The organism is Pseudoalteromonas sp. Ps84H-4, assembly GCF_024124645.1.
Classification (GTDB): Bacteria; Pseudomonadota; Gammaproteobacteria; order Enterobacterales; family Alteromonadaceae; genus Pseudoalteromonas; species Pseudoalteromonas lipolytica_C.
Genome location: NZ_JAMXSK010000002.1, coordinates 115,899 through 128,697 on the forward strand (window position 1 = coordinate 115,899; position 12,799 = coordinate 128,697).

Sequence of the window (12,799 nt, forward strand, 5' to 3'; positions counted from 1 at the left end):
TGGTGAATTTCAGATGTACAAATTAGAAACCCTAATTTTTGAAAATGGTGAGCGCTACCCTGTTTTATTGGGTGAGGATGGCATGCCTCATTTTTACTCTACCTTGTGGGTTACTACGACACTACGTAGTAATAAAAAAGCTAGCACTATAACGAATAAGCTTAGAGCGATAGATTGGTTATTCCACTGGGAACAAATAAATAAAAGGGATCTATTTTTAGAATTTAAAGAAGCAAAATTTTTAACTTCTGAGGATGTTGTCAGTATTAAAGCCCATCTTTCTTTGGATGTTGGCCTCTATAAAAATAATAAAGGGAGCAGCAAACGAAGAAAAGTAATTAACCTGCATGACTCCCCAAGCTTAATTACTCACTCGCGTTCTGTAAGCAAGCGTCATCTTTATGCACGAATGACGGCAGTTAGAGACTTCTTAAATTTTATTGCTGAGCTTGCTATTCAGCATCGAAAAACTACAGAGCTGACTATGGAAATTGCCAATATGAACGCGAGTTTTACTTCAAGACTGCCTAAAGGAAAATCCAATGCAAATAAACCTTATGATGATATTCCAGATGGTTTAGTTCAGAATTTTTTAGAGTTGGCCCATTTTAGTCACCCTAATAACCCATTTAAAAATATAAAAAACAAAAAGCGAAATTACTTGATGATTCTCTTACTTAGGGAGTTATTCATTAGAAAAGGGGAGCTACTTTCGATGAAGATTACAAGGATGAACCTAGTGGGGACTAATAAGTATGTCTGGGTAGAGCGTACCCAAGATGATAAAAACGATAAAAGACCTCATCAGCCAGTTGCTAAGACAAAAGAGCGAATGCTTCCTATTTCTGCGAGTACTGCAAGCTTACTTGATGAATATATCACTACTATTCGGGCGAAGATTCCCGAGGCTAGGCTACATCCATATTTGTTTGTGGTGCATCAAAATGGAAAAACGCTGGGGAACCCTATTTCTATTAAAGCATTTGACGACATATTTAGTGAATTGAAATCGATGGATGACCGTTTTTCCATTTTACATCCGCACTATTTAAGACATAACGGTAACGAAGAGTTTTCTGAAAAAATTGACCTGAACAATAAGTTGGCTGAACTGGGAGAGCCTAATTTTCAAAAAATTGAATCTGGCAAAGAAGCTAAGATGCGTATGCACTTGATGGGGCATTCAAGTGAAGCGTCAGGAGATATTTATAACCAAAGACACATACGTAAAAAAGCTAACGAAGTGCAATTGTCAAATCAAGAAGAGTTACAAGAAAAAGTTAAGCAAGCGCAACTAAAAAAGGACACTAAATGATAGAAAAAATGCATATGAAAATTAAGGAAGATATGAAATTAAATACTGCTTTTGATAGTAGCCTAAAAGTATCAAAGGACGGGTACAGCTTTAATGTTGATAGTGATAAATGGAAGCTAAACAAAGATGTAACTATATCCTTCATGCCAGACATCCTATCAATTGAGCCGAAGCTACTTGAAGGATTTCGTAATTCTCTTTCCGTCTATGCACAGGAATTATCGGCAAAATATACAGCAAATATTTATTTTCGATTTCAGCGTATGATTAGAGATACTCAGTCAACATCTATTGATGAATATACCGTCTTAAATTGGAATGCCATATTAGATGATGAACATAAACATTATTTAGGTTCACTGCGAGCGTTTCTCTTTAGTTGGCATGAATATGGTTTCTTCGGGGTAACAAATGAAATGGTCAATGTCCTTGAAAAATTGACCATCCCTGGAGGACTGAAAGGTGTTGCTGTTGCTAATCGTTGCCCGTATTCAGGTGCTTTTACGGACAATGAATCCATAGCTATCAACTTAGAGCTTATCCGCTTATTTAGGGAAAATAGCATTTGCTTGCCTACATATGCTTATGTAAATACGGTACAAGCGACTGCCTATCGACCTGAGAATATTAGGCAACTAAAAGTCATTGATTTAATTGTTAAAAAATCTTCCGATAAAGGCATAGGTAAATACTCTCTAAATATCCCTAAGGCAAAAGTTAGAGGGGGGCACTTTAGAATTCAGTTCGATTCAGTTGTGATTATCGAAGAGCTGTACTTGATTTTATTGAACCTTATTCATGTGCAAATTAATAGGTTTGAGAACCTTTATAAAACAAAATTGACTGAAGAGCTTAAAGGGTTAGTGCCTTTATTTGTTGATTGGAAGGTTGCAACTAATTTTGCAAATGAAGGTGTTTCCATATCAAGAGAACTTCTAAGTCTAGATATATTTCATATGGGGACTAATGACCTTCGACACGATTACATGATGTCGTTTCGCAAAAAGCAGCAAGCCTACTCAGAGCGGACTGGAGATATTATTCATATTTCCGCTCGTCGCTTTCGATATACCAGAGGGACCAACATTGCTCGTAGAGGTTTTGGAGCACAGGTTATTGCTAAAGCACTAGGCCATTCTGACATCCAAAATGTAAAAGTATATACAGAGAATACGGCAGACACAGTTACTTACATAGATAAAGCCGTTGGTAAGCAACTCGCGCCATTTGCATATGCATTTCTGGGTAAGGTTATTGAGAAACCAGAAGAAGGCGAGCGTGGTGATGACCCCGCTGCTCGTATACCCAATAAAGATAATTCAGAAGTCGGAGCCTGTGGTACGAATGATTTTTGTATCAAAGGATACGAAGCTTGTTATTTATGTGAAAAATTTCGTCCCTTACTCGATGCGCCTCATGAGAAGTTTCTTGAGAGCCTTTATGCAGAAAAAGAAGCGCGTTTAAAAGAAACGAAAAGTGAGACATATGCGGCAACAAAAGATCGTCTTATTCTAGCTGTTGAGATGGTTGTGGATAAGTGCAAGGAAATTAAGCTGCAACGTGAGGAGGAAATGAATAATGGCAAATAACATTTACCACTTTGTGGCGAAAGCTGAGTTAACGGCTAAAGAAAACCTAATGAGATTTATTGAAGTAAGTAGAGCCAAGTTAAGTGCTTTTGGTAAAAACTGTTGGGAGGAGAATAAATGGACTACCCACAAAGGCACAAAGAAGGTGACTGCTCGCTTTGCTACAAATACAAAGCCATATGATTCATATAACTTTTACCCAATGGCTACGCCATTTATTGATTTTGCGAAGGCATATATTCGCTATATTTTCTCATATAACCCTGTAACTAATCTTCAGCGCCAATTTGAAGCGTTAAGAATATTGGAAGAGGCGCTTATTATTGCTAAGGGAAGTGCTGATGTTTTACTTCTAGACGGGTTGGTTTTAGAGCAAGTAAATATTTTATTTCCTAAGCGGATACCTAACAAAGCAGGTAGGAATAAAGCTGGGTATCAAATGGAGTTGTTACTCGATTTTTGTCGTGATAATCAGATTACACCTAGCCTTCCACAATGGAAGAATAATTACACCAGAGATAAAGATCTGACCATTTCATTAGATGAAAAAGGTATTGAGCATAGGAATGATCAACTACCAAGCAATGAAGAAATGATGCTGGTTGCTGATATGTTTAGCCAAGCCCCTACTTATGGAGTAGAAGCTGAATATTATACGTCAGCAATGGCGATCTTAATGACCGCACCATCTCGCTTTTCAGAGTTAACGCTACCAATCGATTGCTTCGTTAAGGAAGAAGATAGAGCAGGCATTGAAAGGCTTGGAATTAGATGGAATCCCTCAAAAAAAGGAAAGAAGGGAATCAAGTGGGTTCCAACAGAGATGAAAGAGGTTGTTATTGAGGCTCATAGACGCTTAATCAGAATTGGTGAGTCAGCAAGGTTGGCAGCAAAATTTGCTGAGAATAACCCAGGAATATTTTATCGGCACAGTGGTTGCGTAACGCCTCCTGATTACCCTGAAGATAAGATACTAACTCCAAAACAGCTTGGTGCAGCTCTTGGGCTGGTAATTAAAAATGAATCATCACTTCAACATGGAACTAAATGGCTGAAAAACCTTTACGAACAAAACAACGGTAAAATTTCCTATCGAGCATTAGGTCAATATGAGTGGACTTTTTACACATCAAAATTCCCGAACTGGCCTTTTATTGATAACGAGAGGAAAGTAAAGGTATCAGAAGCTCTAATGCTATATCGGGAAAATGAGTTTAACCCAAGGGCAAGAGCTGCCAAACCATTTTCCTTTTTGTTTCCGACATGCAACCAAGTTAATGATCGGTTTATACAAAAAGATAGCCGCTCTGCGGCTAGTTTGTGGGTTAAGCATGGGTTTAAAAAAGCAGATGGAACTTATTTACGGGTCGATACTCATGGAGCCAGACACTGGTTGAGTACTATGGCTGAGCGAGGGGGAATGGATGCGATTACCCTAGCGAACTGGGCGGGACGCGCTCTAATACGAGATAATGCTAGTTATGATCATCGTACAGAACAAGAAAAAGCAGATGAACTTGGTGCGTTAATGATTCCCGAAGAGGCTTCTTCGCTAGATAAGATTAACTTAAATATTCCTGTTTCATATGAAGATATAGGTAGTGACTTACCGGGATGTGCTATTACTACTGAGCTAGGGGTGTGTATTCATGATTATGCGATGCTACCTTGTCAGCGTAATGGAGACTGTGAAACTTGCAAAGAATTGGTTTGCATTAAAGGTTTTAGCAAGTCTCTAGAACTGCTAAAGCAACGGGAAAAAGCAGTAGCGAGTCACCTTGCAAAAGCCCAAAAAGATCATGAATTAGGAGCTTTTGGTGCTGATCGTTGGGTTGATAATCATATGTGGCGCTTGGCGCACATCCGAACCAAAATTCGTCTTCTTGAAGATGAAAGCATTCCGGATGGAACTGCTTTGTTTATTCCTGAGCAATATGATCCATCCCCCTCAAAAGAGGTTTTACGAGGCAAAGGTCTAACAGCTGAAATACCTTCGCCCGACGAACTCGAAATGCACAACGAAATCTTTGGGCTACTTAGAGGTGACTATGCCTAAAATAGTAGTTACTGAAGAGTCACTTATCGATGTTTTGTCTATTATTCGCAATTGGCAAGGAAAGTTAACTTGGGGGTTATTATGTGAAGAGGTGGCGTGCCATCTCTCCATTGAGAAGGTTGGTGTAACTCGACAAACTTTATCAAGTTATCTTGAAATCCAAGAGGCATTTACTAAACGAAAAAAAGAGTTGAGGGATGCTGTTTGTGAGCAACATAAACCATCTGAGTCAGAAGGTTACAATCTTGAGTATTGGAAGAATAAAGCGTTAGCCTTAGAAGCACAAGTTGAGGTGTTGTTAGACAAGAATGAGGCCTATAAGCAACGATTTATTAAGTGGCAATACAATGCATATGTACATGGAGTTCGTATCAGCGCATTAGATAATGCTGTAGTTGTTGATGAAAATACTGATGTAAGCAATGTTGTGCAGATGCTTGAAAAGCCATTTTCAGAAGCTAATCGTAGGGAGGGCTAGGTATGGCAAATGGAATTGAGCTGGCCCTGGCAAATGTTCAGGCATTTGAAGCTTGGAAAGCAACTCAGACAGATGATACTTATCGCCAAATTATTTATCGAGGAAAGTTAAATCGAGGTGAGATTGCAAAGGCCATTGATTGTGGGCGTTCAGCACTAACTCAAAACCCAACGCTGCGTGCAGGTATCAACCAGTTGGAAGACCAATTACGGAAGGAGGGGATTCTTCCACCGCTGACTGAAGAGGCAAAAAAAGTTGAAAGTAACAGTAAGGTATACGATCCCAAAGCCAGCAAGCGAAAGCGGGAATCAGGTAGGTTATCAGCTTTAGAAAAAGAGAATGTTGAGTTAAAAAGTTTAGTTAAAGAGCTAAAAAAGCAACTTCGCCGTTATACAGAACTATCTGAAACGCTATCTGAAATGGGGTTCATGCCACGATGAACTCTACTATTCATTCAGATCAATTACGTGTTACTAGTATTCCATACAAAGCTCTTGGATTTATCATCTTTTCTGGGGTGCCAATAGAACGTGATTCATACAAAATTAATGATGGTAAGTACTACATAACCATTAAGTCAAAACTAGAGTTGCTGCCAGTCGAACCCTCAATCGGGCAATATTGGAGGGTTGAAGGCACTAGAATTATTGAAGACATAGAGCTCGATAACTATGTGATGCAACAGCATACATACACTTCACCGAGCAACACTATCTGTACTTTACCTGAGACCGGCGAGCAACTAATTCGCTTCATTGCGAAAGAAAAAGACTTTAAAGGGATCGGGGAAAGTAAAGCCCGAGCTCTGTGGCAGCTATTTGGTAAGAAACTTCATGAGAAATTGCAAAAAGACAACTCTAAAAACAGAGCTGATCTGCGACAAGTATTATCTGAGGAGTCAATTAGCTCGCTGTATTTGGGATATGCTAAATATAAAAACTTAGCTCATTGTAATTGGATGTCAGAATGTAAAATACCATCTTCAATCCAGCAGCGATTGCTGAAGTTTCATGATGAAGACACTGTTAACTCGATTAGAAGCAATCCATACCTTCTAATTGGATTTGGTATGAGCTTTAACGAGGTGGATGAGCTTGCTCAAACAAAGTTTGAGGTCGATTTAGACAGTCCTCTCAGATTGAGTGCCGCACTTGAATTTTTAATCAGTGTGGAAGTAAGTCGTGGACATACGTTTACTACTCATCAACGGCTAAAGCCCTTACTGATGAAGTGCCTTAAAAGCGGTGAGCTAGTCAGTTTAGCTTTTCAAGTTGGTTACAGCTCTGTTCAGTATCTATTAAATAGCGATACAGGGACATATCATCCAACAGCCCAATTATTAATGGAATCTGTAGTGGCGAAGCGCTTTTTATTACTCGCCACGAATAATAACTTATATAACGAAACGGTTAGACAGGCCAATCAACTGGCTCTTCAGGAGCTACATTACGAGTTAACAAGTAAACAGAGCGAGGCTATTACTACTTCATTGAATCATGCTATTAGCTGTATCACGGGTGGTGCTGGCACTGGTAAAACAACCGTATTACGAACTGTGTTGAAGTCTTATCAAGAAATGGGGTTTGAATTACATGCTGTGGCGCTATCAGGAAGAGCCGCGATACGTCTTTATGAGTCAATTGGTTTTAAAACATTAACAATCGCCGCGTTTTTGAGAAAAGAGCCTGTTACACCATCGTTCAATAAACCTAATCATGTATTGGTTATTGATGAAGCGTCAATGATTGATTTACCAACGATGTATCGTTTAGTGACACATGTTCACCCGTCTGTTCGTTTGATATTTACTGGCGACCCAGATCAGTTACCACCAATCGGGTGCGGTAAGGTTTTAGCGGATTTGGTTGATTCAAAGTGTATCGCAAATACCAGGTTGGATATTGTTAAAAGGCAGAAGTGTTCAAGTGGAATTCCGGAGTACTCTAGTCTTATCAATCAAGGAGTTGTTCCGAAAAAATTGAGTTCGGGCAAGATCTACTTTCACAATACTTCAGATAAGCTAATTAAGAATGTTTGTGCTGAGCTGTATCAACAGTCGCCTATAAATAGCCGAGTGATCGCGCCAACCACTGCTTTGGTTGATGACATAAATAAGTCGATTCAGAACTCATTGAACCCAAATGGGCAAGCCATGCAGTTTTTCATGCACGGTGAAGCGTACTTTCGAGGTGATTTACGTGAGGGAGACGAAGTCTTATTTACACAGAATATCTATGAGAGAGGAATTCAAAATGGCACGTTGGCGACTTTGATCAATGTTGACTCTACTGGAAACGAATATGGGGAGGTGCAACTTGATACAGGTGAGCTTGTCAGCATTACCCAGGACTTGCTGGATAGCATGATGCTGGGTTATTGCATAACGCTTCACAAAGCACAAGGGTCTCAGTTTCCAAGGGTGATTGTAGCACTACAGAAAGGCCGAATTACTGACCGAGCTTGGCTATACACAGCTATTACAAGAGCTGAGCATGAGGTTCATATAGTTGGTGATGAGTCTGACTTTGCTGAAGTTGTTAAAACGATAAGCAACTCAAGGCAAAGGAATAGCTACCTACAAGAATTGCTTTCGAGGTAGAAAATGACACTTTTCGATATCCACAGTTACAAATTAACATTGTTTATAAAGGCTTTTTTTCTTCTTTTTTTGCATTGTAACAGGTCGGTGTTACAATGTGTGTAAGTGATGAGGTTTTCGCTTGCGTTAGTTACGATTGATTGTATTAAAAAACAACTGCTTGCGTTCAAGCGGTTTGCTGTTTTTCTTATTGTAACATTGCTTTGTTACAATTGTTTGAGGAGAGGTGTATGGATCTATTTAAAAACGCACAACAATTTTTAAAATTGGCATTCTCCGCTGAATTGTTAAAGCATAAGGGAACTGATGTATCAGTTCCAATTCAACTAAGATCATCTTTGGAAGTTCAATCTTGCACTATCAATAAAGTTCCATTTGAGTGCTTGCTTTTTGATAATGAAAGAGTACTTAATGAATCTAGTTCAAACCTGTTTAGAAAGTTAATAGAGCGTTTTGAAGGTAAAAACCTACTGGTACTAAAAAGCTCATTAAAAGCACAAAGTATGAAGTTTTTAAGAAGTCTTAAAGTGGGTTACATTGTGCCAGGAGAGAGCTGCTACATTCCTCAATTTATGTTGCAAACTAATAAAGAAGATTATCAAAAAAAGGAGCCGCTTTCTGGGTTTTCAGCGAACATATTGATTCAATACTTAGAGGGTCAAATTTCTTCCCGTATAGCTTCAAATGAAATTGAGATCGAAGGATCCAGAATGTCTAAATCGAGGTCTCTTAGTGAACTTGAAGAAAGAGGACTCGTAGATATTATAAAACAAGGGCGTATTAATATTGTTTCATTTAACAAAACTAGAAAACAATTATGGGGTGATAGGGAGAAACTGTTAACGGCTAATTCTAAAGGACCTTATTTAATCCCAAAGAATGAGCTGACAGGTTTAAAAGGCTTGGTTTTTGCAGGAGAGAGCGCACTATCAATGTACACTTTGCTATCTCAGCCAAAAATAAAATCTTATGCAATATATAGAGCGGCAGGGTCTGAAGGGGAGCTATATAAAAGGGTAAGAAATTATGTGTCGCATTTTGATGCATATGGTTCAATATACAGTTCCGAACTTGTTGAGGTTTATCTATATGATATTAAACCTAGGTTAAGAAAAGTAGGACCTTGGCTGTTATTATCTCCAATATCCCTTTTATTAAGTGATCTTTCACCTAAAGATGAGAGAGCTTACTCATGTTTAGCTGAAGTCAATAATAAGGTATTGAGCGAGTTAGATAAGTTAGATGCAGAGGACGCTATAATTGAATCAGGAAAAATAAATGAAAAATTCTAAGTTGCAACATTTTAGGGATGCTATGCATAACTTCAGCAAAGATTACGTATTGATCGGTGGAAATGCCTGCGAGTTACTTGCTGAGAGTCGAAAGACAGAATTCCGAGAGACTGAAGATTTAGATATCGTTTTAATTATCGAACGTTGGAGCCCTGAATTTGCAAGTGCTTTGAACTCTTATATAGAAGAAGGCGGCTATCAGGGGAGGCGATATACACGTGGTAAGGGAGGCGATGGTAATGTACACCGATTTACTCTAAATGAAGAACATCCAAATGCTCGTATTTATCCACGAGAAATTGAGTTGTTTTCTAGAGCACCAGACGGAATAGAGCTTGCTGAAGAACAGTATATTGTACCTGTAGAAACTGTTGATAGAATCTCAAATTTTTCAGCCATACTGCTTGATGAGGATTATTATGCGTATCTTCAAGAAAGTCTCGTTAATGTAGAAGATATCAGAATACCAAATATCAAATGTTTAACAGCTTTGAAGGCCAGTGCGTGGCTTGGAAATGAAGAGCTTTATGATGAGCAAAAAATAGCTGATATTGGTACGGTTTATAAGCATGCATTTGATATCTGTAGGTTATTCGCAATGTATGAAGATGATGAACTAGAGGATGCGCAACCAGTTCCATCGAGGGTCTTTGAAGATATAGAAAAAGTCAGAGGTAAATATGAAAATCCAGAGGAGACATCTAAGTTGTCCAGATTTATTGAAGAAAATAATTTAACTGAGTTGCCAGTTACTTTTGATGACGCAGGAAGATTTCTTCCAATGGCATTTAAGAATATTAGTTGATGTAAATATTAAAAAAATTTATAGGTTACTTTATTTACAGATTCCACTATGAGCTAGTTTGGTCAATTTTACTAAATTGAAACTTGTAGCTGGGATTCCAAGACCTAACAATACACCCTCTAGATATTTTTTTTCTGCTTCACTGTAGAACGAAACTGTCCAATGGCAGTCTATTTGCACATGCTCTTTGATGGCTTCAAAGTATCTGATATCAACATCTGACATAGAATGCCCGAGAACAAAGACTGAGTTTATAACATTTAAACCAGCAAAGAACTCTGAGTTGTACTCTATGATTTTCTCAGGGTTTTTATAAGACCTGCCATAGTATGAAGCTAGCTCTTCTCGGGCTTCGTCAAGAAATGGAATGTGCTGATCAGACATATAATCATTCCACTGTTCATTCTCTTCAGGAGTAAGACCGGCAGGAGGGCTTTCATGTTCTTTTTCTTGAATGAAATTATCTGGGTCAACGGCATGCCCTAATACAATGTCTTCTCTATCATCAAATGTGCCATGTATATATAAAATTTTATCGCTGTTAATGCGATAGTAATACTCAAGTGTCTTGGTGTAATTGAAGCTTATATAAAAAGCATCACGGTCAATATCTAGAAGTCGACTTGAGTCAACGTTGTATTTTGAAGCGAGCTGAATGTAATTCGAAAACTCATTTCTAAGACCTTCAGTAAGGCTAAAAATTATAATTTCAGATTCTCGATGGCAAGCGGCCATATCACGGAAGTAATCATCGCTGGATAAGTTTGGGATATATTCACAGATGATATCATCAAGAAACTGCAAATCTATGAATGATAAGTTTTCTTCGAATCGACACCATATGTCATCATCCGAGCTTGGGTAAGAGAAAGATTTGTTTAAATTGTCTAATACTGTAGGGTTATGCAGTTTTAAATAGTTGCAAAACCCTTTGTAGCTTGTAGGTAACCCATGGTGAAGATCAAATCCATTACCAATAATATAAAGTTTATCCAAGCAAACCCCCTCTTCAGCTTACCAGTACCTTCTGAGTAGACAGTGTAATCGGCTTACGATTGATGGTGATTAAAGCCTTTAGTAGCTTTATTTATTAGCCACTTTCAGTTTTCCCTGGTTTATAAGTCGCCCGAAGTTCCTTTTCGGTGGCTCTAAAAATTGATAAAGGATCTTTGGGTGACTCAATCCTTATAAACAACTCATCAAATTCATTGCTTAACTCAGTATATGAATCCTCTGTTGAGGCTTTCGTATGTACATCGTTTTGCAGTCGCTGTGTATTATTAACACATTTTTGAGGGTTAAAGTCTTTCACATCATTAAGCTTAGTTTCTGTGATTGTGTGGATATCAAATGAGTCATTGTTAATTAAGTTCAATCTAGTCAGTTTTATTCGACCTTCAGTTAAAGTAGGAATTATTTTTTGTTCCAATATGCTGAGTGTGTATGACGTAGTTTGATTTTGCCCTTCGAATGGCAGCTTATACACGGTTCCAGATATCTGTGGCCATACTAGGTTTTTTCCTTGTACAGTAATATGCGATAGGGTATCTGATCCAGAAGATAGTCTCCAAGTATCGTTTTTCAGCCAAGTTGAAAAAATCTTGAAGGATTCGATTCCATCTTCTCGGTAAAACTTCAATATGTACCAGCCATCCGGTTTAACGTTCATAGTATCTAATTGGTTGATTATTGAACTTAAACAATAGCACATAAAATCAAAATGATTTCATCATTTTGATTGCTGCATTCTCGACTTTCATCTAATCTAAGGGCAATAAATATTGATATAATATGCCTGAATGCTGTTAGATAGCCTGAACCATGCACAGCGTGAACGCCTTGTTTTTATTGACTTCAATCTTGAGTTTTTAGGTCAAATAGCAAGGGCAGAACTTATCCAAAAGTTTGGAGTAGGTCCTGCATCCTGTACTCGTGACTTTGCTGTGTATAAAGAACTGGCTCCTGGTAACGCTGTGCTAATGCACGAGAATAAGCGTTATGTTCGCTCAGAAGCTTTCAGAGCGGTTTTTGAGCATAACCCAGTTGATGTCTTAAAGCGTTTGCAAAAGGCTCTAGTGGCGAAATATCGCAGGTACGAGATGCTTCTCAATTTTGTTTTGATACCGTGCAGTTAGGTCAACCAACCACTGAAGTCATATCGGCGATAACGAGAGCTATTTTTTCAAAATCAGCAGTTGCTTGTCACTACGAGTCGCTTAGTTGTGGTTTAGTTAAAGGGCAGATTGTGCCTCATGCGGTTTTCAGTGATGGACTTCGATGGTATGTGCGAGCTTTTGATAGAAAAAATAAGAGTTTTAAAAGCTACACTTTAACAAGATTTATAAAAATTGAGTTAGTAAATAGTCCATTGAAAAGCACGGAATCTGTGGAGCTAGATATAAATTGGAATTTATTTTGTGAATTAGAACTTATTCCGCACCCCAAATTAGTTTATCCAAAAGCTATTGAGTTAGATTATCGGATGAATTCAGGGAGCATGAAATTGAAGGTTCGAGCTGTTTTTGTCAGCTTCTTACTTAAGGCGTGGAACATAGATTATCAGAGTAACTCTAATTGTATCAATTTAAATAAAACTTTGTACCTAAGTAATTATGACAGCGTGAAAGAGTATATTGAGTTGCGTAATAATTAGGACTGAAAATAA

General features: G+C 38.2%; 12 protein-coding genes. 10 read left to right on the forward strand and 2 right to left on the reverse strand.

Translation table 11 applies throughout. The features are described from left to right. The first annotated feature begins 13 nt into the window (after positions 1-13). The 8 genes from NH454_RS02995 to NH454_RS03030 all read left to right on the forward strand — a co-directional run bounded on the left by NH454_RS02995 (position 14) and on the right by NH454_RS03030 (position 10,134). Positions 14-1,315, forward strand: coding sequence for a site-specific integrase (locus tag NH454_RS02995; protein WP_253038191.1), 1,302 nt, complete (start codon positions 14-16; stop codon positions 1,313-1,315). Next, the gene (locus NH454_RS03000) at positions 1,312-2,904 is read left to right on the forward strand and encodes a site-specific integrase (protein WP_253038192.1); all 1,593 of its coding nucleotides are present in this window, start codon (positions 1,312-1,314) and stop codon (positions 2,902-2,904) included. The genes NH454_RS02995 and NH454_RS03000 overlap by 4 nt, the downstream gene beginning before the upstream one ends. Beyond that, complete coding sequence (locus NH454_RS03005; RefSeq protein ID WP_253038193.1) at positions 2,894-4,960, forward strand: integrase; 2,067 nt, start codon at positions 2,894-2,896, stop codon at positions 4,958-4,960. Before NH454_RS03000 ends, NH454_RS03005 begins: the two co-directional genes overlap by 11 nt. Next, complete coding sequence (locus NH454_RS03010) at positions 4,953-5,438, forward strand: hypothetical protein (protein ID WP_253038194.1); 486 nt, start codon at positions 4,953-4,955, stop codon at positions 5,436-5,438. Before NH454_RS03005 ends, NH454_RS03010 begins: the two co-directional genes overlap by 8 nt. A 2-nt stretch (positions 5,439-5,440) precedes the next feature. Further along, positions 5,441-5,878 carry a VPA1267 family protein gene (locus tag NH454_RS03015; protein WP_253038195.1) on the forward strand — a complete coding sequence of 146 codons (438 nt, stop codon included), beginning with the start codon at positions 5,441-5,443 and terminating at the stop codon, positions 5,876-5,878. Then, entirely contained in the window at positions 5,875-8,037 is a 2,163-nt protein-coding gene (locus NH454_RS03020; RefSeq protein ID WP_253038196.1) for an AAA family ATPase, read from the forward strand. The genes NH454_RS03015 and NH454_RS03020 overlap by 4 nt, the downstream gene beginning before the upstream one ends. 230 nt (positions 8,038-8,267) lie before the next feature. After that, on the forward strand, positions 8,268-9,329 hold the full coding sequence (locus tag NH454_RS03025) for a hypothetical protein (protein ID WP_253038197.1): 1,062 nt from the start codon (positions 8,268-8,270) through the stop codon (positions 9,327-9,329). Further along, a complete protein-coding gene (locus tag NH454_RS03030) occupies positions 9,316-10,134 on the forward strand; it encodes a hypothetical protein (RefSeq protein WP_253038198.1) in 819 nt (272 codons plus the stop codon). Before NH454_RS03025 ends, NH454_RS03030 begins: the two co-directional genes overlap by 14 nt. 30 nt (positions 10,135-10,164) lie before the next feature. Here NH454_RS03030 and NH454_RS03035 read toward each other — a convergent pair whose 3' ends face one another. Further along, positions 10,165-11,130, reverse strand: a complete 966-nt coding sequence (locus NH454_RS03035) for a bacteriophage abortive infection AbiH family protein (protein WP_253038199.1) — start codon at positions 11,128-11,130, stop codon at positions 10,165-10,167. A 94-nt stretch (positions 11,131-11,224) separates the two neighbouring features. Continuing rightward, a complete protein-coding gene (locus NH454_RS03040; RefSeq protein ID WP_253038200.1) occupies positions 11,225-11,803 on the reverse strand; it encodes a hypothetical protein in 579 nt (192 codons plus the stop codon). A 130-nt stretch (positions 11,804-11,933) separates the two neighbouring features. Between NH454_RS03040 and NH454_RS03045 the strand changes: the two genes are divergently transcribed. Next, the gene (locus NH454_RS03045) at positions 11,934-12,269 is read left to right on the forward strand and encodes a hypothetical protein (RefSeq protein WP_253038202.1); all 336 of its coding nucleotides are present in this window, start codon (positions 11,934-11,936) and stop codon (positions 12,267-12,269) included. Beyond that, positions 12,260-12,787, forward strand: a complete 528-nt coding sequence (locus NH454_RS03050; RefSeq protein ID WP_253038204.1) for a WYL domain-containing protein — start codon at positions 12,260-12,262, stop codon at positions 12,785-12,787. The genes NH454_RS03045 and NH454_RS03050 overlap by 10 nt, the downstream gene beginning before the upstream one ends. Positions 12,788-12,799 lie beyond the last annotated feature (12 nt).

What these genes read in the sequence shown, in the direction of transcription:
- NH454_RS03015 (WP_253038195.1), top strand. Translation starts at nt 5,441, where the DNA reads ATGGCAAATGGAATTGAGCTGGCCCTGGCAAATGTTCAGGCATTTGAA.
- NH454_RS03020 (WP_253038196.1), top strand. Translation starts at nt 5,875, where the DNA reads ATGAACTCTACTATTCATTCAGATCAATTACGTGTTACTAGTATTCCA.
- NH454_RS03025 (WP_253038197.1), top strand. Translation starts at nt 8,268, where the DNA reads ATGGATCTATTTAAAAACGCACAACAATTTTTAAAATTGGCATTCTCC.
- NH454_RS03000 (WP_253038192.1), top strand. Translation starts at nt 1,312, where the DNA reads ATGATAGAAAAAATGCATATGAAAATTAAGGAAGATATGAAATTAAAT.
- NH454_RS03045 (WP_253038202.1), top strand. Translation starts at nt 11,934, where the DNA reads ATGCTGTTAGATAGCCTGAACCATGCACAGCGTGAACGCCTTGTTTTT.
- NH454_RS03005 (WP_253038193.1), top strand. Translation starts at nt 2,894, where the DNA reads ATGGCAAATAACATTTACCACTTTGTGGCGAAAGCTGAGTTAACGGCT.
- NH454_RS03040 (WP_253038200.1), bottom strand. Translation starts at nt 11,803, where the DNA reads ATGAACGTTAAACCGGATGGCTGGTACATATTGAAGTTTTACCGAGAA.
- NH454_RS03030 (WP_253038198.1), top strand. Translation starts at nt 9,316, where the DNA reads ATGAAAAATTCTAAGTTGCAACATTTTAGGGATGCTATGCATAACTTC.
- NH454_RS03010 (WP_253038194.1), top strand. Translation starts at nt 4,953, where the DNA reads ATGCCTAAAATAGTAGTTACTGAAGAGTCACTTATCGATGTTTTGTCT.
- NH454_RS02995 (WP_253038191.1), top strand. Translation starts at nt 14, where the DNA reads ATGTACAAATTAGAAACCCTAATTTTTGAAAATGGTGAGCGCTACCCT.